The following is a 26,678-nucleotide window of genomic DNA, read 5'->3' as shown; positions in this document are numbered from 1 at the left end:
ATAGCAATCCTTGCAGGAGTCGTAAATTTTTTACCCCACCCCAACCCTCCCCTTACCAAGGGGAGGGAGTAAGAAATTCACAAATGATGCGATGATTGCTATAGATCACTAAAAAAAAGATCACTAAAAAAAACCGAGAAACCCGGTTTTTTTAGTAGGGGCGCTGCTAAGAGTGGCCGCCCTTCCAGGTTTCTTAATACCCTAAAAGTTTTAGGTTGAATTATAGTCACCTAGTGATTGTGAATATCTACTTTTAAGCTGACTCTGGCTTGGGTAGGGAAGAGGGAAGTACCAACAACTCAGCCGTCGATCGCTTCTCGACCATTTCCTTAGTAATCGTACACCGGGCAACATCCTTGCGCGACGGCAACTCGTACATCACATCCAACATCAATTCTTCGACAATTCCCCGCAGCGCCCGTGCTCCAGTTTTGCGACGGTATGCTTCCTGGGCGATCGCCCGAATCGCCTCCGGCTTAAAGTCCAACTGCACATTATCCATCTTCAGCAGCTTTTGATACTGCTTAACCAAAGCATTGCGCGGTTCCGTCAAAATCGCCATCAACGTTTCCTCATCCAGCGGTTCTAACACCGCCGCCACCGGCACCCGCCCGATAAACTCAGGAATCATCCCAAACTTCACCAAATCATCTGGTTCCAGTTGCTTGAGTACATCAGCAGCCCGCTTTTCCTTCGGCTGAGCTTCTCCGGGCTGAATAAAGCCCATTGACTTTTTGCCCGTTCTCTGCTCTATCACTTTCTCTAGACCGACAAAAGCACCGCCGCAGATAAACATGATATTGCTAGTGTCAATTTGGATGCAGTCTTGATAGGGATGCTTGCGGCCACCTTGGGGAGGTACATTGGCGATCGTCCCCTCCAGCATTTTCAGCAGCGCCTGCTGCACGCCTTCCCCAGAAACATCCCGCGTAATCGAAGGATTTTCGCTCTTGCGGGCTATTTTGTCAATTTCATCAATATAAATAATTCCGCGCTGCGCCTCTTCCACGTCCATATCTGCCACTTGCAGCAGCCGCAGCAAAATATTTTCCACATCTTCCCCGACATAGCCTGCTTCCGTCAGCGTCGTCGCGTCAGCCACCGCAAACGGCACGTCCAGCATATCTGCCAACGTCTGAGCCAGCAGAGTTTTTCCGCAGCCCGTCGGCCCGATTAACAAAATATTCGATTTTTGCAGTTCTACTTCTTCCGGCGGGTGCTTGCCGCTATTTTTGGCATGGATAAAGCTGAGGCGCTTGTAGTGGTTGTAAACTGCCACCGAGAGCACCTTTTTCGCCTCATCTTGCCCGATCGCATTTTCGTCGAGATAATTTTTAATTTCCCTCGGCTTCGGAATTTGGCTCAGCGACATACTTTTGCCCGATGTAGCGCGGCGCTTTTGCGTCGTTTCCTGCTTCGGAGCCACCGCCGCTGCGGGTACTGCACTCGAATCAAACAACTCCTCATCTAAAATTTCATTGCACAAGTCAACGCATTCGTCGCAGATATACACCCCGGGCCCTGCGATCAACTTGCGTACTTGCTCTTGAGACTTGCCACAAAACGAACATTTTAGATGGGAGTCGTACTTAGACATAACAGCCTCTTAATTCAGTGCAGTGACATTCTCTCCCGCCGTCGGAAGGTTTTCCTTTTCGATAACTCGATCGACCAAACCGTAATTTTTGGCTTCCTCGGCTGACATAAAAAAGTCGCGCTCTGTATCCGCCTCTAATTTGTCGATCGGTTGACCTGTGTGGTGCGCTAGCAGTTGATTCAGCTTACGCTTATGATAAAGGATTTCTTTGGCTTGAATCTCAATATCAACTGCTTGACCTTGAGCGCCTCCAAGCGGCTGGTGAATCATAATCCGGGAACTCGGAAGAGACATCCGCTTACCGTGAGCTCCTGCTGTCAGCAGAAATGCGCCCATACTCGCTGCCAAACCGTAACAAATCGTCACCACATCCGGGCGGATTTGCTGCATTGTGTCATAAATTGCCATGCCGGCAGTCACCGAGCCGCCGGGGGAATTAATGTACATTTGGACATCTTTTTCTGGGTCTTCGGCATCTAGATACAATAGCTGAGCCACTATCGAGTCAGCAACTTCGTCGGTTACGGGAGTTCCTAAAAACACAATTCGCTCCCGCAGCAAGCGCGAGTAAATGTCAAAGGCCCGCTCGCCCATCCCCGACTGTTCTAGTACCATCGGCACTACATTGCTGGGGCTGGAACTGACATCAAAATCGTTATAGCTTGTAATTAGGTAATTGGAAGATTGAGATACAACCATAAGACACCAGTCAAGGATTCTAGACAATTTGCTGCTGCTGATGAAAGCTTTAAATTAAGCCGCCAGCTTTTAACTATTATGCCTCTTCTGAACAGATATGGGGGGAATGGGGAATTGGGCATTGGCCAAACAGGGCATAGTCGAGCAAAAATCTTGTGACTATTTAACTCAAATTCAACAGTAGTTCGACAGTGAACGTAAAATTCGATCGCACTTCAGATACCCCCGATCCCCGCCCTAGGGACACTCCAAGAGCCAATTAGTGTCCACTTAAGCTTTCAGCCCGCCAAGTCCACCAGTGGACCCGCTAGTCCGCCAGGGAATCAATTCCACGGGGCTTATAGCTAAAGTCCTCGCTATGAGGACTAATGAATTATTCAGTCCTCATAGCGAGGACTTTCGCTTTGAGGCAGGGGTTTAAACCCCTGCCGGACTGAGGGTTTAACGTGTTTGTTTACACGAAGAAGGGCTGGCGTGCGCTGTCCCTACTACTTTGATTCTGCGCCCTATTCTTCGCCTACGACTTCCACTTCAACGCTCGTGGCTGCTTCTGCTGAATCTTCAGCGTCCGATTCTTCTGATTCTGCTGCTGCAGGAGTCAGTGAGCCTTCAGGTACGAGTTCGATTGTTCCTTTTTCTTCCAACCATTTCAGGGTTTTTTGTTTGAGCAAGTCTTCTGCTACAAATTCCTGCAACCTTTGGGGGTCAAAATCTCCTTTGGGAAACTGCTTTCTGATTTTTGCTACTTCTGCTTTTACTTCTGCTGGTTCAACAGATAAGGATTCCAGCTTGGCTACTTCTGCCAGAGCTAAATTCTGCTTGAGGCGCTCGATTGCTTCCGGGCGCGAGCGTTCCCGCATCGGCCCCATATTTTCTTCGGTAAACAGTTGGTTGATATCTATGCCGTAATTTTTCAATTGGAGGGCTTGTTGATTCAACAAATAATCGATTTCGCGATCGAGCATTGTTTCGGGAATTTCCACTTCTATTAGCTGCACAAGGGCTGCTGATATAGCTTTTTCCTTATTAGCTGATGTCTTGTTTTCTTGGTCTGCTTTAAACCGAGTTTCGAGCGATTCGCGCAGTTCTGCTAAGGTTTCAAACTCGCTGACTTCTTGGGCGAAGTCGTCGTCCAACTCCGGCAATTCTTTTTCCTTAAGTTCTTTGAGGGTAATCGTAAAGACTGCTGGTTTTCCGGCTAATTCTTCACTGCTATACTCTTCGGGGAACTGTACAGAAACTTCTCTCGTTTCTCCTGGATTCATCCCGATCATGCCTTGGATAAAGCCCGGTACAAACTGATTTTCCGACAATTCTACTTGGAAGTCTTCTGCTTCGCCACCGGGAATTTCTGCGGGAGTTTCGCCTTCGGGTGCTTCCGCAAATCTGCCGGCGAAATCAACCAAAGCCGTGTCTCCCAACTGAGCCGGCCGGCCTTCTACGGGGATTAAAGTAGCTTTGTCCGATCGATATTTTGCCAATACCTCATCTACCTGACCCTCATCATACTTAGCTTCTTCTGCTTGAAGCTGCAAACCTGTGTACTGACCCATTTTCACTTCGGGTTGTACATCAACCTTCGCCGAAAAAATCAGAGGCTGTTCTGGATCGAACTTCTCTAGTAATTCTTCAAACTCGGTGCGAAGTTCAAAACTGCCAATTGCCGCAATTTTTTCTTGTTCGAGGGCTTTTTGCAGGGAATCATTAATCAAATTTTCCAAAGCCGTCGCCTTCAAACGACTCTGGCCTAGGCGCTGTAGCAAAACTTGACGGGGAACTTTGCCTTTGCGGAACCCAGGAATACTAACCTCGCGAGCAAATTGTTTAATTACTTGCTCGTAAGCTTGTTTTGACTTTTCTGACGGTACTTCGATTTCCAGACCAATTTGGCTAGCTGGAAGTTTTTCCTGGGTTACTTTCATCGGCTTTTTTGATATTTAACAATAGTGTATTGACACTCCCTGTCCTTTAGGTCAGGGATTCTTAATTCAGCGACTGACCTTAAAATGTTGCGTCCTTTCGGCAATCCTCAAACTTTTTAACCGTAGAAATCCTACCAATTAACGAGCCTGATTCGCAGTCATCCCTCTTGGTCTATCTCCAAAAGCGTACTAGGATATTTACCTAGAGTTCGGGTATGCCCTACCCTACTTAACAAGACTAAATAGTTTGTTTCTCTGGTTAAAGGAACTGTGTTAAGCCCCTAGCTGTTTATAGAGTTTTCGCCGCTCTTTGTCCCCCGGTTTACGCGCCAAAGTGTGTCGTTAACTGTTTTTATGCACTAGGGCGCAGGAGTTTAACCTTGACTACTCTAGAATACTAGAAATTTCCTGACTTTTAGGAAGGGATTTAAGAAATTAAAGCCGTCCTAGAAGGACAGGGTTTTAGACCCAATTTCCTTGATAAAATACATACAAATCTGACTTTGCCTGCATTTTAATTTTGTACGCTTTGACTCGTAACGGCACAACTACAACACCTTTACCGGATGAGACTGTAAGTCATTGCCGGCTACTTTTTTGGCTCTTGCCAAATAGTTTGGGTTTGAGGATACTAGCTTTTGCTAGGAATGTGGAGGTTAAGTCCACTAATTGCCGATGCACCATAGCACATATCGCCCTGTGATGTCAATCTTGCCGGTCTCTGCGGCCAGTCAAAGTCAATGGATGCGCCTGCGAAAATGCAGATATATCGCAAAACTTAACCGGATGCGGATTGGGCGTGGGCGAGTGGCAAAAGATGCTAAACTGGGATTGGGTACGATCGCACGGATCGATCGGGAAGTTCGATCGCCCTTTTAGGTTAACTGCACCATTGCTATCCTCTCATGCTCCTGATATCGCATAACATTAATTAAGTTTGATATTGAGAATTGCAGTTATTTAAATTTTTGATTTCGATCGTTTAGACTTTAATTTGTGGAGGAAACTAATTTGTCTCAATCCTATCGAGTTGCCATTTTAGGAGCTACCGGCGCAGTCGGGGCCGAGTTGCTAGAACTCTTGCACAGCCGGAGTTTTCCGATTTCTAACTTGAAGCTGCTGGCTTCGGAACGTTCAGCAGGCACAACTTTGCCTTTTGGTGGCGAGATGCTGCCGGTCGAAGCAGTTTCGGCGCGATCTTTTGATAATGTAGATTTGGTGCTCGCCTCTGCCGGCGGCTCTACTTCTAAATTATGGGCTCCGCAAGCTGTGGCAGCCGGGGCAGTGGTAATTGACAATTCTAGCGCTTTCCGCATGGATGCGACGGTACCGCTAGTGGTTCCCGAAGTCAATCCCCAAGCGGCAGCCGCTCACCGAGGTATAATTGCAAATCCCAACTGCACGACTATTTTGATGGCGGTTGCCGTTTGGCCACTTCACAAAGTTAGGCCGATACAGCGCATCGTTGTAGCAACTTACCAGTCTGCCAGCGGGGCGGGGGCCAGGGCAATGGAGGAAATGAAAGCTCAAGCAAGAGCAATTTTGCAGGGAGAAACTCCCAAAACAGATATATTTCCCTACCCGTTAGCATTTAATTTGTTTCCGCACAACACCCCGATTAACGATTTGGGGTATTGTGAAGAAGAAATGAAAATGGTAAACGAAACTCGGAAGATATTTGGTACGGACGAGATTAAAATTACGGCAACTTGTGTGCGGGTTCCCGTACTGCGGGCTCATTCGGAAGCGATTAATCTAGAGTTTGCAGAGCCTTTTAGCGCGATCGAGGCCAGGGAAATCTTAAAGCAGGCAAGCGGGGTTAAGCTGGTAGAAGACTGGCAAGCTAATTATTTCCCGATGCCCGCAGAAGCCAGCGGTAAGGATGACGTGTTAGTCGGCAGGATTCGCCAAGATATTTCTCACCCCTGCGGGTTGGAAATGTGGCTGTCGGGCGATCAAATTCGCAAAGGGGCGGCTTTAAATGCGGTGCAGATAGCTGAGTTGCTGGTAGAAAAAAATTTGTTGCGAAGCCAAGTGGCGGCGGCTTCTAATTAGGGGAACCCTCGCAACTTGAAAATTGAAATTGGGGATTTTAGATAAACCTTTCATCTGAAATCAAAAATTTAAAATCAAACATCAACAGTCTAAAATCGGAGAAAGTGTGGTAAAGTTTGGACGGGTTCTGACTGCAATGATTACGCCGTTTAAGGAAGACGGCAGCGTTAACTATGCGGTAGCAGAACAATTGGCAGTTCATTTAGCCGATCGCGGTACGGATAGCTTGGTAGTGTGCGGCACAACGGGCGAGTCTCCCACTATGACCTGGGATGAAGAGTACGAATTATTTCAGGTGGTACAAAAGGCGGTGGCCGGTAAGGCGTTGGTAATCGCAGGAGCAGGATCGAATTCTACTTCAGAAGCAGTCGCAGCTACGAAAAAAGCAGCTAAACTAGGGTTAGATGGTTGTTTGCAGGTGGTTCCTTATTACAACAAACCCCCGCAAGAAGGTTTATATAATCATTTTCGGGCGATCGCGCAATCTGCTCCAGAATTGCCTATAATGTTATATAACATCCCCGGTCGCACTGGTCAGAATATGTTGCCGGAGACGGTGGCTCGATTGGCCGAAATCCCCAACATTGTGGCCGTAAAAGAAGCAAGTGGCAACTTGGATCAAGCAAGTCAAATTCGGTGCTTGACATCCCCTGAATTTGCCATCTATTCTGGAGATGATTCCCTAACTTTGCCAATGTTGGCGGTAGGAGGATCTGGTGTAGTTAGCGTAGCCAGCCATCTGGTAGGAGAACAACTGCAACAGATGATCAAAGCTTTCGAGGCCGGTCAAGTTCAAGTCGCTACCCAGATTCACTTGCAACTTTTTGACCTGTTTAAAGCTCTTTTTCTCACCACAAATCCCATTCCCGTCAAGACAGCTCTCAAGCTTCAAGGCTGGGATGTAGGCTCCACCCGTCCGCCCCTGTGCGATCCGCCCGTTGAGGTAACTCAAAAGTTAAAGGACGTACTGAGTCAGCTAGCAGCAGTATCAGCTAGCTAGACGAGCGAGAACGAGTTTTCAGACAACTGAATATTGGTTGTTATCAGTCATTAGTTCTGAGTCATCAGTCATTAGTAATTAAGTGTTAGTAAGTAGCTAACAGTCAAGGATTAAAGACTGAAGATAGAAGAATGAAGGCCAAAGACAACTGACTGTACGGGAGAGTAAAACCCGCCAGGGATTTTTCCATAAATATTTGGAAAAATATCGCCCTACCAACGAACCGTAGACGAAAGACGAAAGACGACAGACCATAGACCACAGACCAATAACAAAAATAACTAACAAAGGATACGCATGATCAAAAATACAACTGCATCTGCTCTAAAAGTTATTCCCCTCGGCGGGCTGCACGAAATCGGTAAAAACACTTGTGTGTTCGAGTACGGCGACGAAATAATTCTTTTAGATGCTGGTTTAGCGTTCCCGACAGATGGAATGCACGGGGTAAATATTGTCCTTCCAGACATGACTTACCTGCGGGAAAACAGCCACAAAATTAAAGGTATGATCGTGACTCACGGTCACGAAGACCACATCGGCGGTATCCCTTATCACCTCAAACAATTTGAAATTCCGGTCATCTACGGCCCCCGTTTGGCGATGGCTTTGCTAGCCGGAAAACTAGAAGAAGCCGGAGTGTCTCACCGCACAGAATTGAGAACGGTTCGACCCAGGGATACTGTCAGAATTGGCAAGAATTTCTTAGTCGAATACATCCGCAACACTCACTCGATGGCCGACAGTTTTACGGTGGCAATTCACACTCCCGTCGGAATTGTGATCCACACCGGAGACTTTAAAATTGACCACACTCCTGTAGACGGCGAGCATTTTGATTTGCAAAAGCTGGCGGAGTACGGCGAGAGAGGCGTGCTGTGCTTGATCAGCGATTCTACTAACTCGGAAGTTCCCGGTTTTACCGCTTCGGAAAGTTCTGTGGCGCCGAATTTAGACAGAATTATCGCTCAAGCACCGGGACGGATAATGCTGACGACTTTTGCTTCGTCGGTACACCGATTGCAAATTGTTTTGGACTTGGCTAAGAAAAACAATCGGTATGTCGGAGTGGTTGGCCGGTCGATGCTTAACGTCATCGCTCACTGCCGCAATCTTGGCTACATCAAATGCGAAGATAGTATTTTCAAACCGCTGAAAGAAATCCGCAATTTGGCAGAAGACAAGGTGCTGATTTTAACTACAGGTTCCCAAGGCGAACCGATGGCGGCGATGACTCGCATTGCTAACGGCGAACATCACGAACTGAAAATCAGAAAAGGCGATACTGTCATTTTCTCAGCTAATCCGATTCCCGGAAATACGATCGCAGTGGTAAACACGATCGATAAACTGATGATGCTGGGAGCACACGTGGTTTACGGCCGCGACAAAGGCATTCACGTTTCGGGTCACGGTTGTCAAGAAGACCAAAAGTTAATGATTAACATGACTCGTCCCAAGTTCTTCTTGCCGGTTCACGGAGAACACCGGATGCTGATCCAGCACGCCAAGACGGCTCAAAGCATGGGCATTCCCGCTAGCAATATGGTGGTTATTGACAACGGCGATGTCGTAGAATTGACCGAAAATTCAATGCGAGTTGCTGGTCAAGTGCCTTCAGGAATTGAATTGGTAGATGCTTCTCGATCAGGCGTTGTCAAAGCCAGTGTCCTCAAGGAACGTCAGCAGTTGGCCGGAGATGGCGTTGTAACTGTAGCGGCGGCTTTGAACTGGGAAGGCAAATTAGTTGCTAAGCCGGAAGTCCACTTGAAAGGTGTAGTGACATCAGCCGATCGCGCAGAGGTGATCAAATTAATCACTCAAACCATTGAAACAGTTTTGAGCGATCGTTGGTCAGAATTTGTAAAACCTGCTACTTCAGACTCACAAGTTGATATTGACTGGGTAGGAGTGCAAACGCAAATAGAAAAGGCTATTCAGCGAGTGATGCGCCGGGAACTGCAAAGCAATCCGTTGCTGGTATTCCTGATGCAAATTCCTGAAGAAGCAGTGCGATCGGAAAAAGCAGCAGTATCTCCAGGTGCCCTGGAAGCACCTAAGCTATTATCATCGCAATCATCGCCATCATCGCAATCATCCCCATCATCCCCATCCTTGCCATCTCCTGCCAATCAGGTGACGGGCCGGCGCCGTCCCCGGACTGCTGCAAGGGCAGCTTCCTAGTGGGATAATTCCTTGACGCACTGCGAACAAAGAAATGAGTTTTATGTTTGTAGTTGCGCTGGGACGCCCCAGCGCAACTACAAGCCTAGATTGGATTTCACAAATAGGTTTCCTCACTAAGTGAGGGAATCGTTTTTAACCGCAGATAAACGCAAATGAACGCAGATAGTAATTAATTCTATCTGCGTTCATCTGTGTTTATCTGCCACCATCTGCGGTTGCAAAATCAGCCACCAGCAACTGCTGGAACAATGCTAACTTCATCGCCATCTTGGAGGGCTGTGTTTGAGCCATCCAAAAAGCGGATGTCTTCGCTGTTGACGTAGAAGTTGAGAAATCTGCGGGGTTCTCCTTTTTCGTCGCACAGGCTTTTTTTGATGCCGGGACAATTTGTTTCCAGCGATTCAATGAGTTCGGAAATGTTATCGCCGGCGCATTCGATGGTGGCTTGATTGTTGGTAAATTTTTGCAGGGGGGTTGGAATTAAAACTTTGACGGTCATTTTTTTAGTCCTTAGTCAGTAGTCAGTAGTCAGTAGTCAGTAGTCAGTAGTCAGTAGTCAGTAGTCAGTAGTCAGTAGTCAGTAGCTTAATAACTAATAACTAATGACTAATGACTGATGACTATTAATCAGTAGTCCTCAGTCAGTAGTCAACAGCTTAATAACTAATAACTAATGACTAATGACTGATGACTAATGACTATTTATTAAACCGAAACTTGTTGCCATTCTAGGCGTTCGAGCGTGCGGGCGCGTTCTAGGGCGCGCTCGAATGCTTCTAGTTTCGGTTCGAGGGTGATGGGTTCGCCGATGTAGCCTTGAACTGCTTCTTGCGTTTTCAAACCGTTGCCGGTGATGTAAACGACTGTGGTTTCATCGGGATTGATTTTACCTGCTTCTACGAGTTTCTTCAAGACTGCGATTGTGGTGCCGCCTGCGGTTTCAGTGAATATGCCTTCAGTTTCTGCTAGCAGTTTCATGCCTTCGATGATTTCGGTGTCGCTGACGGATTCAATGTTGCCGCCTGTTTTGCGGGCGATTTCCAAGGCGTACATACCGTCGGCTGGATTGCCGATCGCGATCGACTTAGCAATTGTATTCGGTTTCACCGGTTTGACGAAATCACGGCCTTCGCGGAAGGCTTGGGCGATGGGGGAACAGCCGTCAGCTTGGGCACCGCTGAATCTGACTTTCTTTTCGTCCACTAAACCGACTTCGATGAATTCATTAAAGCCTTTGTAAATCTTTGTGAACAAAGAGCCGGAGGCGAGGGGAGCGACGATGTGATCGGGCAATTGCCAGCCTAGCTGTTCGGCAACTTCGTAACCGAGGGTTTTTGAGCCTTCGGAATAGTAGGGACGCAAGTTGATATTGACAAATCCCCAGCCATGTGTATTGGCGACTTCGCAACAGAGACGGTTAACTTGATCGTAGTTGCCGTGAACTGCCATGACAGTTGGATTGTAAATCAGAGTGCCGAGGACTTTGCCTGCTTCTAAGTCGGAGGGGATGAAGACTACGCAGTCGAGTCCGGCGTGGGCGGCGATCGCAGCCGTAGAGTTAGCTAAATTGCCGGTGCTGGCACAGGATACCGTTGTGAAACCCAATTCTCTCGCTCTGCTGAGGGCGACTGACACCACTCTGTCTTTAAAGCTGAGAGTGGGCATATTGACGGCATCGTTTTTAATATAAAGATTTTTTAGACCGAGGCGGCGCGCCAAGCGGTGGGATTTTAATAGAGGAGTCATCCCCGTGCCGACATCGATGACGTTATCTGTAGCGACTGGTAAAAATGCGCGGTAGCGCCAGATCGAGTTGGGGCCGGCTGCGATGGTTTGGCGAGTGACGCTGCGGCGGATGGCGTCGTAGTCGTACTTGACTTCAAGCGGGCCAAAACAGCAATCGCAGACGTGCTTGGCTTGGAGTTCGTACTCTTCGCCGCATTCTTTACATTTGAGGGCTGTGAAGGTTGCTGCTGTGGATTGTGTTCTGGTGGCCTGGGTCATAGCTCAACTCTCTAGTTTTGCGATGTTTTCTTAGTCTTGTGCAAGATTAACACGGTCAATTTACCTCGTCAACCATACCCGATTTTTTTAGTCGGGATTGATTTTTCAATTAAACAGTGGTGTATTTAACTTTGATATTTGGGCGGGCGGGACGCCCAGACCACAAGGATTTGAGTTGTTTTCAGGATCGGGTTCTTAATCCAGATTTTCAGGCCCGCACGCCAGCCCGATCGAGATCAAGGATGATTTGCCGACGAAATTGTTACAAAACTTAATAAATCTTTTTTTGGCTAAGAATTGGGCAGTCGTGCGATCGAACACAACTACAAAACCTCGAATTTTTGATTAACTGAGATGTTGCACGATTCTCGCTTAACAGGCTTTCCGGCCTGTTCCACAAGAAAATTCACTCTTTGTGGAACAGGCCGGAAAGCCTGTTCATAAATAGCTTATTGAGAATGGTGCAACATTTCAGATGAACCAACTTAGCCTACCCGCCGCTGACGGGAGGGATGAGTACAACTTCGTCGCCGTCTTGGAGGATGGTGTCGGGGGGGACGAATTCCATGTTGAGGCCGAAGCGGGTGCGATCGCGCCATTGTTCTAATTGAGGATATTGGGCGATCGAGCTTTCGAGCACTTGAGACACTGGGGTTTCGGGAGGAAGTTCTAATGTAAGTTCCGAAACGCCGTAGGCTTCACCGAAGGCGGCGAACAGTTTAACGGTGATGGTAATCGAAGAGTTAGACACGGCTGTTGAGTGCGATCGACGGTTTGGCAATTATCAACTACACCATACAATTAATTAGTAATTAGGCGCACCGAGGCTTAGAATTGAAAGCGGCAACCTCTAGTTAAGTTTTACCCCATCGGGTAAAGATGATAGTTGATTGCAGCAAAAACTCTTAACAGGATTGTATGCCGATCGCTCTCACCAACCAGGCGTTAGAAGCAGTTGGCATCCACTTAGATGCAGCTAGCTAAGGTCTAGTTGGCTGCTGTTGAGGCTAATGCGAGAATATTTTTTGAGGATGCGGTATAGATACTTTACGGTAATTGTGGGAGAGTACAAAAAGCTCGCACTACATTTAGCAGGCAACAACGCAGACAAGGCCCTGCCAACCCGCTTTTCCTGACAAAAAATCAGGTTATAAAGTGTGGCTTGGGATAGTCAAACCTTTGCCATGCTTAGCAAGCTAGCCGTTCTATCTAAGAAGAATACTGAAGTTAACGCGATAGAGATATATGGCAAGTAACGATTTTAAAGTGCTTCAGATTATTGAAGCTAAAGGCTGGTATGCCTTTGGGAGTACCAAGCAAAACCAGCACGTTGAGAGATGGGTAAGACCTGTCGTGTGTTGGGTTTTAATAGAAGATAAAAAAAAGCGACGGGTTGTGACAGCTACCGCTAGCTATCAAATCCAGATTGACGACAAAGAAGTCGAGTTTTTTGCCCACGAAAGCGAAATTCAAGATATGGAGAGTCTCCCGAAGTCTGTCTCGGTGTCAGAATTTCTGAAAACAGAAGATTGAGAGAAGGGCCAAAGGAGATAATTTAACAAGTTATTAATTATTCCTTAGTGATTCCTTAAACTTGCTGTCGGATTCTATTGGAATTAGAGGGAGAAGCTCTACATTGGGGAGAGGGGCAGAGGGGGACAGGGGGAGAATTTATATTTTTGCCTTGCCTTCTGCATCTTGTCTCCAATGCCTGAAGTAGCCCAAAAAATAAAGAGGCCGGAAGATTGGTGGCAATGCCAACACGCTTCCGACCTTGCTGAATAACAGGGTATGCATATGTTTTTAAAGTATGGCAGGGATGCTTTTGAGATATCAAGAGGACTATTGCAATCACCCACTTTTGCTTTCAGGCTGTGTTTGCGAGGCTCCTATTATTTTAGACTGAGAATTTGAAAATTGAGAGGGGGGAGGCTTACAGGTTAAGGATTCTAGCTATTTATCTGTAGCGGGTGCTACAAAAAATGGTGGCATTGGCGGACGATCGCACATTCTCGCTAAATTGTTTGCACTCAAAGCAGAAAGTTCGATCGCCCGCTGCAACTGCTGCGACTTCAAACCCCAGTAGCAACAGGTTCAGGCTTCGGCTGCGGCATCCGCCGCCCCAGCAGTGCCATCCGCACGCCGCCAGCCGGCCCTAAAGTCACCCCTCGGCGTTTGGCCTGTACGGGCTTTTTCTCGGCCAATACAAGGTCGAAATTCCGCAAAATTGTTGCCAACACGAGTTTCATCTCCAACTGTGCCAGCGCCAAGCCGATACAGCGGCGGCTGCCACCTCCAAAGGGCAAATACTCATAAGGCGAGAATTGCCTCTCCAAAAACCGTTCCGGTTTAAATTGCAGGGGTTCTGGATACAAATCCTCCCGTCTGTGGGTCAAATAAATCGAGGCGATGACAACCGTGCCCGGTTCGAGTTGATATCCCATCAGTTCCACGGGCGTGAGAACTTCTCGCGAAAACGTCAGCATTGCCACGGGGTAAATTCGCAGCGTCTCCTGACAAACAGCACTCAGGTAAGGTAAGCGGAAAATCTCCATCGGGTCGGGATTTTCCCCCAAACTGTCCAATTCTTGCAGCAACTTCTGGCGCACCGAGGGCAAACTGTGAATCCAGTAAAACGCCCAAGCTAGGGCCGTTGCTGTGGTTTCGTGGCCGGCCAGCAGCAGCGTCATCAACTCGTCGCGCAATTCTTCCTTCGTCATTGGTTGCCCGTTTTCGTCGCGCGCGGCCATCATTAAGCTGAGAATGTCGGTGCGGCTGGTGTCTGGTTGCTGTCTGCGTTCTTCAATTTCCGCGTCGATGAGTGCGTCAACTTTCCGCTGCCGCTGTTTCATGCGTCCCCAAGGACTCCAAGAGCCCCAATCTTGCTGCATCCAGCCGAAAAACAGTATGCTCGATCGCAGGGGAGAGTTGGTCATATCGACGACTGAGGCAAGTAAGGGCCTGAGTGCTTGTAACCGCGGCCCGTCATCCATGCCGAAGACAGCCTGCAAGATTACCCGCATGGTGACTTCCTGCATGGCGCTGCGGGCCACAAAAGGTCGATCGACCGACCACTTGCTGGCAACATCTTGAGCAATATCGCAAATTAGTTGGCCGTAATTCCGCATCCGTTCGCCGTGAAAGGGCGGCATCAATAATTGGCGCCGGCGTTTGTGCCTTTCTCCTGAGAGGAGAAACATGGATTGTTCTCCCAGCAAGGGTTTGAGGAGGCTGTTCAGGCGGCCTGGAGCGTGAAACGCGTTGCTGTTGAGCATCTCCTGGACAGCTTGGGGGTGGCGGATCATCACCAATGGTTTCCCCTTGTTCAGTTGAGCGGTGAAAATGTCGCCGTATTGTTTGGCACATTTATCCATGAATGTCAGGGGATCGCCGATCCATTGAATTAGCTGCACAAGGGGTGGATCTGTGGGGCCGTTAGGTAGTGTCATAGGAATTACCGGGGTTTGGGTCACAGGACTTAGCAGTATCAAAAAACTTCAAAGGGTTTGAAGGTTTATTCAATCCCTCCCAACCCTTGTTTTTAAGGGGAGAATTGTGTAATTCCCATCTCCAATAATTTTAATAGCTTATTCTCGAACTGTGCTCAAAATATTCTCTCCAAGCTCTGTAAAACGAACAGTTTTGATTTGCCAAGGAGCATAACTGGTTAAAGTTTGGCGCACGCCCCCGAACAAACCTAACATTTGACAACTCGACAGATTTTGCAATTTCTGCCGCGAATTTCCGGAGGCTCGCAGATCCACGGTAGCTATTCCGAGGTCGCGATCGATCTTGAGGCGATAGCCAGCCAAACCAAGACTATCGAAAATCTGCTGCTTTAACACTTCATTAACCGCCGATGACATTAACTGGTTCTCTGGGCCTGTAACTGTTTCCGGGTTCAGAGTTTGACACAAATTATCTACCTTATAAACCGTAACGGTGGCAGTATTTTCTGAGAGGTCAGCACTGCCTAAAACAGAGGCAACAGAGTTAGAAGGCTGCGTGAATTGACTCGATCGAGCCTCAATTTGATTTCCCGTTAGCTGTAGGTGTTGGAATTGAGTGGCGCTTGCTGAGAGTTGGCTCTGGTTTTCGGTTGAGGTAGCTGCATCGGAGCTAGAACAACTGCTACCGCCCATCAAAATTAACCAAAGGCCTAAATATCCTAACGGTTTGCAGATACGGTTCATAGTTTTTAATACTTTACTAAACGTCAGTGTATGGAGGGTGAATTTTGGTGGTAGAAAGCACTTAGACCCTGATTACACTCACTTAGAAGTATTTCCCGCAGTACGGAGATGAAAACAAGTTAAGAGTTCTTGTTAATACGTGGATTTTAGTGTTAGATCAGATAAGAGGGGTTTTGCCCCTCGCTGGTGTGACCCAGCAGTTTACCTGTCTCAGCAGATCAAGCTTGCGACCCAGCTCGTAAGTAATATCAAATACCTTGTCAGTGGTGTGATGTACCGTTCCAACTCGATCCCTTCCAAGGTCTGAGGTTAAAAGCCTCTTTCCGGTTGGTAAAAGCCTGAGTTTGATTAGTAGTAATGAGGACAGAATTCCGACTGGCGCGCGCATTTTAAGCTCGGCTTCGGATCGCTTTTTTAACAGCGCCGAAATCGCGGTTAGAGGGAACGTGCAAGTCGCGAACAATATCAAAACTTACGCATCAAGAGCAAAAAAACCGGGTTTTTTAACCAGGCATAACGGCTGCAACGAAGTGTTTTCGTAAAAAAAACGGGTTTCTGGTCAAGTCGCGAATAACATTATTCCGAAGTCAGCGGATCTTTAATGAACAGGCGCGTCAAGAGGGTTATCTCAGCATTCGGTGATTTTTGTCCCGAATCCTCTAAATAAAGAGTGGACATATCATGAAAAAGCAATTATTGACAAAAGTTTTGGCGGCAACAGCTTGCGCCCTCAGTGGCCTGACGGTTGCTTCTGGACCGAGTTACGGTCGGCGAGCACCGGGGGAAAGTGGATTTTGGTGCAATACCTCGACCGGTGCGCCGGTGACGGTGTACAAAAACCCTAAAGGTGCCGTAGAGCCTTGGATTGAGTGGACTTCCGATTATTTCTCCAGTTCTGGCTACGATCCGGCAACTCGGTGCCAATTAGTGAGTCAACGCCTCGAAATCTATCGCCGCCAACGAATGCTTAAGTACATTACTGCGGGCCAAATGAACGGCCAGAACGTCATCTGCACGGCGAATCAAGTCAATGGGCGGTGTCAAAATTTGATTTATACCCTCAGACCCGGCCAAGACCCGATCGGCTCTTTGTATAATTTGTTGGCTTGGCGCCAAGGATATGTCGGGATGCCGTCTTTTGATGAAACCAGTAAAATTCCTTACATTGATGTCAGCGAAAAGCTAGGGGAAAACACTGCCGATAGCGCGCAACTGCCCCCTTTTCCCCACCGTTCGGACAGCCTTAAAGATTGGCAAATTTTCCATCCCATCACCAATTCCAAGGATTGAGGTGGAAAAGTTGGCGCGTCAAACAGCGGTACGCATCCCGACCGGAATATCTTCTGGTTCCGGGACGATCGTCCGGCAGCAGGGCCAAACCTATACGGTGCTCACTAACTAGCAGGTTGTGGCGATCGGACAATTGCCACCGACGACGGCCTCCTCCACCCACTGCTAGGAGTTCTGAGGCGGCTGGGCAATACCGATCGGGCGATCGTTATGTTTCGCAGCGCGATCGAGTATAAAATAGCACTATTCAGCCTTGAACCCGGAGCGGTGTCTGAGCCAGTGTTGGCAGTCGGCTTTCCTGCGGGTGCTGAGGTTGGGAGTTTCGCTGACCACGAATTTCAAAGGTGGTACCCGCCACGTGATTTATCTCGCGCAAGTCAATCCCAAATCGAAAATCGAAAATCCTCAAGAAAGAGCATTTATCCGTGGGGTCGCCTCTAAAATCTCAAATCTAAAATCTAAAATCGATTGACGCGGGCTTCGTTTCGGTGCCGCTAGCCAAATCTTTGCCTCAAGGTTATAGGTTGGGCTATACAAATGAGGTAAAATCGGTATGAGTGGCGACCCGATTTTTAATGCCAAAGGTTTCTTGATTGGGATTAACTGTAGGGGCAAGTATCGAGATCCAAATTTTTGCGTTTATGCTTTTGAAGAGGGAAGTGAACCAACAGCGGAATTATCGGAAAAAATGGTTAAATCCAGTTGGGGAATTCCAATTAGTATATATTGGCAGTTCGCCTCGTTTCATCTAGGGAGTTATCGATGAATGTGTGGAGTTTGCGGTTTGACGCGCTGACAATCATCTTGACAGGTGCATTAACAGTGACGGCGCTTGTCAGTCAACAATATGCTGCCTGTGCCAAAACAGCAGAAGAAATTGCCCAGCTAGCGACCTTGACAACTGTGGAAGTCAACAATACGCTGGGTTTTTTTGCTAGTGGTTCGGGAGTAATTATTGCCAAACAGGGTAATATTTACACTGTTTTGACAGCTAATCATGTAGTGGCAAGCCTCGCTCAAAAATACAGCATTCGCACTCATTTAGAGAAGGATTATGCTGCGATTAGAATACAGCGCCTACCGAAAAATGACACGGATATAGACTTGGCTTTGATCCAGTTTCAGAGCCGAGAACAGTATCCAGTAGCACCAATGGGCGAGTCAGAACGTGCTGTTGTTGGTTCTGCTATTTACGTTTCTGGCTATCCGCTGCCAATTTCGGGAGTTGAACGAAAACTTGAGTTTACTACTGGTATCATCTCTTCTCGCTTGGGCAGCGCCTCATCAGGGTATCGTCTGCGCTACCAAGCTGTAACCAGGCGCGGGATGAGCGGCGGGCCTGTATTTAATGCTGATGGCAGGGTAATAGGAATTCACGGTCAGGGGGATACTGTTGGCACAATTAGAAGTCAGTGGAACGGTCAGATTGAGGAGATAAAAACGGGGTTAAATGCGGCAATCCCGATCGATGCTTTTATGGCATTGCTTTCACAAAACAAGCGTAACGGCTGGGACATTCTCAGCAATCTTTCTCTCAGCAGCGCCTCGGATCAAAACCAGCCGAATCGGAGTTATGGAGGATTTGTATGCGATACCTCCACGGGCGAGCCGGTGACTGTGTATCAAAATCCGCAAGGGTTCAGGGAGCCTTGGATTCGCTGGAATTCTAATTTCTTTTCTAGTTCTGGCTACGATCCTTTAACTCGCTGCCAACAAGTGACTCAGCGCCTTGAGAATTATAACCGAAATAAACAGCTAAATTATGTGACGGTGGGTATAGTAAATAACCAGAAAGCGATTTGCACGACTAGCCGCGTTAATGGGCCTTGCGAAGGTTTGATCTACACGCTGCGCCGCGATCAAGATCCGACTCCTGCACTTAGCAGTTTTTTTGTTTGGCTGCGGAATCAAAAAGCTGTGCCTTCTCTTTCTGAAAGCGGTACTGTGCTGTATATCGATGTGCGGGAACGGCTGGAACAATTTTAGATTGGCGATTTGAGATTTGAGAGGGATTAGTAATGGGTAAACACAGAACCCGGATTTATTAAAAAACTCCGGGTTCTCAAACAACTACTTATTAGCTGAAAATTTGAGAGATTTTACTTATTTATCACTGACATAAGCTGTCGCGCATTTAAATTGCATATTCGAGGCGGGCGGGACGCTCAACCCCTACTCCCCACAAGACTTTGATTGTTTTTTGACAGACAATTTAAAGGCCGCAACAGCTTAATAGAACTCATGATTTTTTGGAACACGGAAGCTATAAAATTACTATTATATTAATCCAATTCAAATTTTTCCGGTATCAAGCATGACAGCAACTACCCCACAGGCAACGTCAACAACGCCCGCTTTTTGCGAAGGCATTCAATATTTTTCTGAAACAGTCCCTGGTTTTGATACTTATGGGAAAACACCTGCGATCGCCCAGGGGAGCAAGTCGATCGCCGATCCGGCCGATCCCGTCGCCGTCTTTCAAACGATGCTAGCAGCAGACGCCCTGCGCTACCTGACGCTGCAAGTTACCGCCAGCAAAGCATCGGGACATCCGGGGGGTTTTGCTAGCCAAGCAGAAGCCTACGCAGCATTGGTGATGCTGGGACACAAGAATATTGTCACCGAAGTCGGCCATCACGCGCCGGGATTTTATAGTGCCATGTTTCTCGATCGATCTTTAGAGGATATGGGAATTTTCAACGTGCAGCAAGTGCGCGATAAATTCCGAGAAAAAGACGGTTTGTTAGGACATCTTTCCGGTTTCATTCCCGGCCTTTTAGCACCGGCCGGCCCCCTCGGACAAGGGCAGCATTTCGCAATGGCTGGAGCACTTTTGCACCCCGACAAACTGTTTGCTTTCACAATGGGCGACGGTGGCATGGGCGAACCTTACCCGATGAGCAGCATGGCGCATTTCCACACTGCTTATCCCAAAGCTACTAACTTTTTGCCTGTATTGGTTTGGAACGGATATTCTCAGGAACATCACAGCATGGTTTCGACTAAAACTAATGCTGAAATGATTGCTTATTGGCAAGGGAACGGTTTTGAAGAAGTTATCTTAGTTGATGCTAAGGAATTTGACGATAAAAATCAACCGGAAGATTATGTGGACAGCACTGCTTTTTCGCTCGAACAGCGGATGGCATTTACCAAAGCTGTTTTACAAGGAGTAGACAAAGCGGCCAAATCTGCTCTCGGTGGCAAATTAACTGCGTTTATTATCAAACAGTTAAAAGGTGCCGGCGTCCACGCGCGCGGAGCAAAATCTCACAACCTTTATCCGAAAGATACGCTGGATGCTCCGCACATTGTCAGTGCTTTAAAAGAGCGCGCTTTAACTGCTGCTGCTTGGCAATTGGTGCGGACAAATTGCGAGCGTGCGGGCGGCGGGCCGGCGGCGAAAACAGTTGTTACTGAGTTTACATTGCCGCTGGCAGATTTAGGCGAATTGCCTTTAGAAGAATTTGCAGTTGGGGGAGAAGCGAAGATTTCGACAACAGCAATGGGACGTTTGGTAGGGAAAGTCGGCGAGTGCGATCGTACTTTTCTTGTCACTAATGCAGACGGCAATGAAGCATCGGCAATTGCCAATATCAACCAAGCTCTCAAGATTATTCACCCGACGACAGATGACCTGTACAATCAATCGCCAAACGGTCAAGTTTACGAACCTTTGAGCGAAGATGCTTGCGCTGGTTTAGCCGTAGGTTTATCGCTATTTGGAGCGCGGAGTTTGTGGTGTTCCTACGAATCTTTTGCCATCAACGGTTTACCAATTTGGCAAACTGTAACCCAAGCAATGGCAGAATTGCGCCGTCCAACTCCGGCAACTGTCACCTTATTTACAGCGGGTGCATTGGAACAAGGCCGCAACGGTTGGACGCACCAGCGACCGGAAATTGAGGCTTATTTTGCCGCGATGATGCGGAACGGAAATGTGTTTCCTTTGTTTCCACCGGATGCTAACAGCATTCAAGCTTGTTACGAGTGGGCTTTGACTGCTAAAAATAAGGGAGTTGTGATTACTGCAAGCAAGTCGCCACTGCCAATTCGCACTACTTTTGAACAGACTCGCCAAGGTTTGCAAGACGGTGCAATAGTGCTGCACGAAGTCGATTCCCCGCAAGCTGCTCACAATCAAGGGGGAAGCAAGAAAGTTGTGTTTGCAGTTGTCGGCGACATGACTTTAATGCCAGTGTTTGAAGCGGCGGCATTTTTAGAAACAGAAGGGATTGGAGTGCGGATTGTTTCTATTGTGAATCCCCGGCGTTTGTATCGTGCTAGCGATGTTGCTTGGGATACTTGTTCGGAAGCTGACGGCGGCTTTTTGAGCGATGATAAATTTGCCGAATTGTTTGGCGGAGATGCCTTGATTGGCGTGACAGGCGGTGCTTCTGGGATGTTGGAACCTGTGATGCTACGGAGCAATTGCAAGCGGGATACTTTCGCTTGGAAGCGGGGGGAAACTACTGCTAGTGCTGGTCAGTTGATGGCGTTTAACGGGTTGACTGCTGAGGCGTTGACTAAAAGGGCGATCGAGCTAGTTCATTAAGTTAGAATGTGAGTGAATGCCCCTGCCTGGTTTGTGCTGGGTAGGGGCTAGTAATATTTAAAATAGGATGGTGATACCTGTGACTGCACAACTTTTAGAAGAAAAAGGTACGCTTGCGGAACAGCGATTGCTTCTCCCTGGTTATTATACTTGGGAGCAATTTGAGGATCTCGAATCTTTAATGGCAGACTCTCCGGGTTTACGGATAACTTATCTTGATGGGTGGATCGAGTTTATGACAGTGGGCGAAGAACATGAAAGCTTTAAAAAAGCGCTCGCTATATTACTGGAAGCATACTTTTTTGAACTCGGAATTGAATTCTTTCCTGTAGGGAGTGCAACTCGCAGAGACCGGGCAAGAGATGTATCATTTGAACCAGACGAGTCTTATTATATAGGTTCAAGAAAAGAGCATCCCGATTTAGCCGTGGAAGTAACGATTAGTAGCGGTAGCACAAATAAACTAGCTAAATATCTGCGACTTCGCATTCCCGAAGTCTGGTTTTGGGAAAATAATCAGTTGGTTGTGTATGGGTTGCGGGAGGATAATTATGAGCAAGTTTCAAGAAGTGAGTTGCTGCCGGAATTGGATTTAGAATTGCTGGTACGCTGCGTTTTAATGCCTTCAAGGATTGAGGCAAGGACGGAGTTTCTTAATGGGGTTCGGCAAGTGGGTTGAATGTTGAGGAGTTGGTAAAAAGTGCGATCGCCTACGAGGGCTTCGCTAACGGCTTTATTGGTTAAGCTAAAATGTGACAGACAACCATTTGCTCTCACAAACAACCTTTGCGCGATCGGCTCCAACGATTGGTTAGACTTGTAGGTGTAAAGTTACTAAATTATTCCTATCTCTCTTCCTTCATCTGCGTGAATCTCCGTTAATCCATTGTCATCTGCGGTTAAAATTTTCTCTTTTTTTAACCGCAGATGAGGGCAGATAAACACAGATTAACGCAGATGGATTATCTCAATCCCGGTTGCACGATCCTTGATTTTTTGCTGTTGACTAGATTTGACGCCCGACGATGCTACCGGATTTGATATGATACGATTCTAGTGCTATACGTGCAGCTTTAACCTAATGCTGAGGGGAGAATTTATTCTGAAGTTTTTTTGGGTTTGCTGTTAAATAAGTTTGCTTTGTCATCGGGGAATTTAGCAAGAGTGCTAGAGGTTTTGCTGCGGCAGAATATCAATGTTTTGTGAAAAACCTGTCTTAATTTTATTGATTTTTTCCCCCGCACGCCATCAACCAAAAACTCATCATTGATCGATCGCCCGCAGCGACAAACTCATCCCGCGAAACCATATAGCTGGCTATTTCCGACTCTGAAATCAGCCCTTGTTTGACCATTTGCAAAATGGGCCCGGAGTCAAGCAAAGGTTGAAACGCCTTAATTCCGATGATATCGCTGTGGCTGACAACCGCTTCTAAATCAACGCTACCAAACCCAGCTTCTTTGAGAATGCGGCACAGCTTTCTCCCGATCGATAAATCGCCGCCCCGCGACGCCATCACCTGCTTGAATTTCTCGCGGACAATCTCGACTGACAACGGTGGATTTGTCAGCCAAAACATATCCGCGTCGCTATCGATAATCACCAGTTTTCCCCCAGGCTTCAAGATGCGGAATATTTCTCTAGCTGCTGCGACGGGATCGGGAAGGTGAACGAACAGCAAACGGGCGATCGCAAAATCGAAAGTGTTAGCCACCAAACCAGTATCCGCAACCGATGCTTGGACGTGATTTACTTGATCGCCCCCTTTGTCCTGCAAATATCTTACTGCTTTTTCGTGCAGTACCGGGTCAATTTCTACCGCTGTTACGGGACTGTTGGGCAGCAATTCTAACAGTTTTTCGGTGAAAAATCCCGGCCCGCTTCCCGCTTCCAAAACATTCATCCCGTCGGCTAAACCGAACCACTTTAAATTGCGCGCTTCCTTTTCCCAACTGAGGAGAACTTGAGCTTTTAACCGTTGAATTTCTGCGTCAAGTTCCAGATTGTACGTGTTTGCTTGATACGAACCTTCTGCTGGCATGAAATTATCCTTATTCTTACTAGGATACCAGGATTATAATAGAAATATAATCAAATCTCCGATCGAGTTATCTGTGCGTAAGATCGTTTCCGGTGGCATGGGAATGATTTAACCACAGAGGACGCAGAGAACGCAGAGTTCGAGAAGAGAGAGATGAATACAGGACGATGAAGTGCGGATTTTGCAACACAATCATCAGAACTGCGCTTTAGCGCAATTCTCGTTGCCGACATCCACAACCACTGTTGGCGGACAGATGCAGGACGGAAACCCGGTAATTCCTCTATTGTAAGAAGATGACGGATTACCTAAACTAAAGACGCTGATTTTCCCGCCGACCTTACTATTTTTATTTTATGCACTATGCCCAAAACTCTAGCTCAATCTGAAAAACGAACCTTTTTAGTTGTGGATGACCATGCGATGGTGTTAGGTGGCACGCTTAACATTCTGAAGCAAGAATATCCAGAGGCAGACATTCTGACGGCTTCGACGGCTCAGGCAGCCCTTGAGCAAATAGCGCAGAGGACCCCGGATTTGGTGATTGTGGATCTGGTGATGCCAGAGACGATCGGCTCCATAGCGCAAGCGAATTCAGGGCTTCAACTCCTCAAAACGTTGATGGATAAGTATCCGAGTCTGAATATTGTGGTGCAGAGTGCCCATGTTCGGACTTTAGTTTGGCTGAAACCGTCGATCGACAATCACATGGGCGGCTTCACAGTTGTCGATAAGAGCCAGCCGATGAAAGACTTGCTGGCAATGGTTGATTGGGCGCTGCACGAGCGGATTTATACACCCAGAGAGATCCGCAATGGGCTGCAACTCAAACCCGCCTGGATGCAGGTGTTGCAATTTGCTTTTCACGAGAGCTTGCAGGATACTGCGATCGCCAAACGGATGAATGTTTCTGAACGCACTGTGCAGTGTTACTGGAGTAAGATTCGAGATGTGCTAGATGTGCATACCGAAGATGACAAAAATCTGCGGATTCAAACGGAAGTGCGAGCTAGGGAACAAGGATTGATTGATTAGGCCTCGACCGAATACCAAATCCAGAACAGGCAAGATGCCTGTTCCACAAGAATTATTGGAGATGTCTATTATTGAAGCCCGATCGAGAACAAGCAGTGAAAGCAGATATCTCGACTTGGCGGCGCGGATCGCTTCCAGGGTTGATGGTGATTGTCGCTGTGATGATGGCTAGATTGAGCGGTGCGCTTCAGTTTTGGGAGTTGGTTGCGTTCGATCGATTTCTGCGTTTGCGTCCTCCTGAGCCAATGGATGAACGGATTGTAATTGTCGGCATCACTGAGGAGGATATTCAACGCGCTAGAACTTATCCGATTCCCGATCGCGATATTGCCGATTTACTCAAACGCTTGCAGGCCTATCAACCGATCGCGATCGGGCTGGATATTGTCCGCGATATTCCGGTTGAACCGGGTAATGCTGAACTGACATCGGTGTTTCGCAGCAGCAAGAATACGATCGGAGTGGAGATTGCTTTGCCCGATCGCAGTGGCTTTACCGTCGCACCTCCGCCCGCGCTGCCACCCGAACAGGTTGGCTTTGCAGATTTCGTACTCGATGCGGATGGCTACCAGCGCCGCAGTTTATTGGGCACTGGTAGCCATCAGCAGGAATACCGTTTTTCCTTCGCAATCCGGCTGGCAGAACTCTATTTAGCAACCCGAGGAATTAAGCTAGGTAATGGAATTCGCGATCGGGAGGCGAAGCGCTTTGGCAACATTGAATTGACCAGAGTGCAGTCAAACTCTGGCGGATATGTGGGGGCGGATGCAGGCGGGAACCAGATTTTACTGAATGTTCGCAGCGGGACAATGCCATTTCGCGTGCTTTCTCTCTCGCAAATCAAATCGGGACAGGTCAACCCGGATTGGATTCGAGGCAAAATTGTGCTGATTGGGATGATGTCTTTTAGCGCGAAGGATCTGGCAAGTTCAGGTGCGATCGCAGGTATCAATCCCGGACGGATTTACGGAGTCGAAATGCAGGCCCACGAAACCAGCCAGATGATTAGCGCGGTGCTCGATCGGCGACCGTTGCTTCAGGTTTGGGGGGAGGGCTGGGAAACGCTCTGGATTGCGGTCTGGGGACTCTTGGGGATGAGTTTGGGACAATTTCTGCGATCGCCCTGGAAAATTGTGATCGGGATCTTAATCGCTAGTATTACCCCGATCGCGCTCTGTTACTGGTTCATTCTTTTGGGATGGTGGGTGCCAATCGTACCTGTATTGCTCGTACTCGTGTTGAATGGGGTTGGGTTGACGGCAGCGTTATTTTATCGCCACGAACAGGAACTCCGACTGCGGTTGGAGGAACGTCAATTTGCGATCGAACAAACTTTTAATGCGATTCATAGCGGGCCTTTACAAACATTAGTGGTGATTTTGAGAACAGTTGGGGAGCAAGATCCACCGCCGCCATTTTTATCGGATTTGCAACGCCTGAATGAAGAATTACGGGCAGTTTACGGCTCGGTGCAACGAGATGCGATCGCAGATGAACCGCATTTGCGAATGGGAAGTGCGATCGAATTGGCTCTGCAGGCTCCATTGCATGAATTGCTCTACAAGGTCTATTCCAACACGCTCGAACAAGAATTGCCCTACCTCAAAACGATCAAATTCAAAATTGTGCAGTTCGATCCCTTGAACACCTCGCATCTGCGGTTGGAACACAAGCGAGCACTCTGCCGCTTTCTGGAAGAAGCGCTCTGCAATGTGGGGAAACACGCGATCGAAGCCACTCGCTTGACCGTAATTTGCACTCAGGAGGGCGATCGGCAGGTGATTCGGGTGGCGGATAATGGTAGGGGGAAACCGTCTCAGTCAGAAACGCTTAGCTTGGCCCAAATCGATCGAGACAGGGAGATAACCGAAGATCCAAACCCTAAACTTCAACCTTCAGGATTAGGAACCCAGCTTGCAAAGAACTTAGCCAAACAGTTAGGCGGAGCATTTCGGCGCTACCCGAATGTACCGAAGGGGACAGTGTGCGAGTTAACCTGGCCAGCGAAACGGCGGTGGTTCTGTTGACACTCCCTTGCCTAAAGGCGCAGGGATTCTTGGATCATCCAGTCGAACTTATCTCTGTTTGGCTACCATCAGC

At 47.8% G+C, this 26,678-nt stretch carries 21 protein-coding genes; 11 read left to right on the top strand and 10 right to left on the bottom strand.

The window, feature by feature from the left end:
* Positions 1–253: 253 nt before the first annotated feature.
* The 3 genes from clpX to tig form a co-directional block, all read right to left on the bottom strand.
* Positions 254–1,597, bottom strand: coding sequence for an ATP-dependent protease ATP-binding subunit ClpX (clpX, locus tag QUB26_RS15080; RefSeq protein ID WP_333103398.1), 1,344 nt, complete (start codon positions 1,595–1,597; stop codon positions 254–256).
* A 9-nt stretch (positions 1,598–1,606) separates the two neighbouring features.
* Positions 1,607–2,296, bottom strand: a complete 690-nt coding sequence (clpP, locus tag QUB26_RS15075; RefSeq protein ID WP_333045253.1) for an ATP-dependent Clp endopeptidase proteolytic subunit ClpP — start codon at positions 2,294–2,296, stop codon at positions 1,607–1,609.
* A gap of 506 nt (positions 2,297–2,802) precedes the next feature.
* Positions 2,803–4,218 carry a trigger factor gene (tig, locus tag QUB26_RS15070; protein WP_333318631.1) on the bottom strand — a complete coding sequence of 472 codons (1,416 nt, stop codon included), beginning with the start codon at positions 4,216–4,218 and terminating at the stop codon, positions 2,803–2,805.
* 675 nt (positions 4,219–4,893) lie between these two features.
* Here tig and QUB26_RS15065 point away from each other — a divergent pair.
* From QUB26_RS15065 to QUB26_RS15050, 4 genes are all read left to right on the top strand, one after another.
* Entirely contained in the window at positions 4,894–5,097 is a 204-nt protein-coding gene (locus QUB26_RS15065; protein ID WP_333252797.1) for a hypothetical protein, read from the top strand.
* Positions 5,098–5,229: 132 nt separating this feature from the next.
* Positions 5,230–6,273, top strand: coding sequence for an aspartate-semialdehyde dehydrogenase (locus QUB26_RS15060; RefSeq protein WP_333237996.1), 1,044 nt, complete (start codon positions 5,230–5,232; stop codon positions 6,271–6,273).
* Between the two features lie 106 nt (positions 6,274–6,379).
* On the top strand, positions 6,380–7,273 hold the full coding sequence (gene dapA / locus QUB26_RS15055; protein WP_333237998.1) for a 4-hydroxy-tetrahydrodipicolinate synthase: 894 nt from the start codon (positions 6,380–6,382) through the stop codon (positions 7,271–7,273).
* A gap of 297 nt (positions 7,274–7,570) precedes the next feature.
* Positions 7,571–9,457, top strand: coding sequence for a ribonuclease J (locus QUB26_RS15050; protein ID WP_333238001.1), 1,887 nt, complete (start codon positions 7,571–7,573; stop codon positions 9,455–9,457).
* A 226-nt stretch (positions 9,458–9,683) separates the two neighbouring features.
* Here the strand turns inward: QUB26_RS15050 and QUB26_RS15045 are convergent, their stop codons facing one another.
* From QUB26_RS15045 to QUB26_RS15035, 3 genes are all read right to left on the bottom strand, one after another.
* Complete coding sequence (locus QUB26_RS15045) at positions 9,684–9,959, bottom strand: MoaD/ThiS family protein (protein WP_333054763.1); 276 nt, start codon at positions 9,957–9,959, stop codon at positions 9,684–9,686.
* Positions 9,960–10,165: 206 nt separating this feature from the next.
* Positions 10,166–11,464, bottom strand: a complete 1,299-nt coding sequence (gene thrC / locus QUB26_RS15040; protein WP_333238003.1) for a threonine synthase — start codon at positions 11,462–11,464, stop codon at positions 10,166–10,168.
* Positions 11,465–11,954: 490 nt separating this feature from the next.
* The gene (locus tag QUB26_RS15035; protein ID WP_333238006.1) at positions 11,955–12,215 is read right to left on the bottom strand and encodes a MoaD/ThiS family protein; all 261 of its coding nucleotides are present in this window, start codon (positions 12,213–12,215) and stop codon (positions 11,955–11,957) included.
* A gap of 494 nt (positions 12,216–12,709) precedes the next feature.
* Here QUB26_RS15035 and QUB26_RS15030 point away from each other — a divergent pair, with 494 nt between their 5' ends.
* A complete protein-coding gene (locus QUB26_RS15030; protein ID WP_333238009.1) occupies positions 12,710–12,997 on the top strand; it encodes a hypothetical protein in 288 nt (95 codons plus the stop codon).
* 420 nt (positions 12,998–13,417) lie between these two features.
* Here the strand turns inward: QUB26_RS15030 and QUB26_RS15025 are convergent, their stop codons facing one another.
* The 3 genes from QUB26_RS15025 to QUB26_RS15015 all read right to left on the bottom strand — a co-directional run bounded on the left by QUB26_RS15025 (position 13,418) and on the right by QUB26_RS15015 (position 15,657).
* Positions 13,418–13,540: a hypothetical protein gene (locus QUB26_RS15025; RefSeq protein ID WP_333104963.1), complete on the bottom strand. Its 123-nt coding sequence runs from the start codon at positions 13,538–13,540 to the stop codon at positions 13,418–13,420.
* Positions 13,537–14,913, bottom strand: a complete 1,377-nt coding sequence (locus QUB26_RS15020; RefSeq protein WP_333238011.1) for a cytochrome P450 — start codon at positions 14,911–14,913, stop codon at positions 13,537–13,539. The genes QUB26_RS15025 and QUB26_RS15020 overlap by 4 nt, the downstream gene beginning before the upstream one ends.
* A gap of 138 nt (positions 14,914–15,051) precedes the next feature.
* Entirely contained in the window at positions 15,052–15,657 is a 606-nt protein-coding gene (locus QUB26_RS15015; protein ID WP_333238013.1) for a hypothetical protein, read from the bottom strand.
* 681 nt (positions 15,658–16,338) lie between these two features.
* Here QUB26_RS15015 and QUB26_RS15010 point away from each other — a divergent pair.
* From QUB26_RS15010 to QUB26_RS14995, 4 genes are all read left to right on the top strand, one after another.
* Positions 16,339–16,947 (top strand): COP23 domain-containing protein, encoded by a 609-nt coding sequence (locus QUB26_RS15010; RefSeq protein WP_333238015.1) that lies wholly within the window; start codon positions 16,339–16,341, stop codon positions 16,945–16,947.
* Positions 16,948–17,709: 762 nt separating this feature from the next.
* Positions 17,710–18,933 (top strand): COP23 domain-containing protein, encoded by a 1,224-nt coding sequence (locus QUB26_RS15005; RefSeq protein ID WP_333054773.1) that lies wholly within the window; start codon positions 17,710–17,712, stop codon positions 18,931–18,933.
* Positions 18,934–19,261: 328 nt separating this feature from the next.
* On the top strand, positions 19,262–21,502 hold the full coding sequence (locus tag QUB26_RS15000) for a phosphoketolase (RefSeq protein ID WP_333318629.1): 2,241 nt from the start codon (positions 19,262–19,264) through the stop codon (positions 21,500–21,502).
* 79 nt (positions 21,503–21,581) lie between these two features.
* The gene (locus QUB26_RS14995; RefSeq protein WP_333318627.1) at positions 21,582–22,181 is read left to right on the top strand and encodes a Uma2 family endonuclease; all 600 of its coding nucleotides are present in this window, start codon (positions 21,582–21,584) and stop codon (positions 22,179–22,181) included.
* Between the two features lie 543 nt (positions 22,182–22,724).
* Here the strand turns inward: QUB26_RS14995 and QUB26_RS14990 are convergent.
* The gene (locus QUB26_RS14990; protein ID WP_333318624.1) at positions 22,725–23,543 is read right to left on the bottom strand and encodes a methyltransferase domain-containing protein; all 819 of its coding nucleotides are present in this window, start codon (positions 23,541–23,543) and stop codon (positions 22,725–22,727) included.
* Between the two features lie 363 nt (positions 23,544–23,906).
* On the opposite strand from QUB26_RS14990, the gene QUB26_RS14985 reads away from it, so the two are divergent.
* On the top strand, positions 23,907–24,578 hold the full coding sequence (locus QUB26_RS14985) for a response regulator transcription factor (protein WP_333318622.1): 672 nt from the start codon (positions 23,907–23,909) through the stop codon (positions 24,576–24,578).
* A 71-nt stretch (positions 24,579–24,649) separates the two neighbouring features.
* On the top strand, positions 24,650–26,605 hold the full coding sequence (locus tag QUB26_RS14980) for a CHASE2 domain-containing protein (protein ID WP_333318620.1): 1,956 nt from the start codon (positions 24,650–24,652) through the stop codon (positions 26,603–26,605).
* Positions 26,606–26,678 lie beyond the last annotated feature (73 nt).

It is taken from the genome of Microcoleus sp. B4-C1 (genome assembly GCF_036705285.1).
In the GTDB taxonomy this organism is placed as follows: Bacteria; Cyanobacteriota; Cyanobacteriia; order Cyanobacteriales; family Microcoleaceae; genus Microcoleus.
This window is presented reverse-complemented; position numbering and strand designations above follow the sequence as displayed.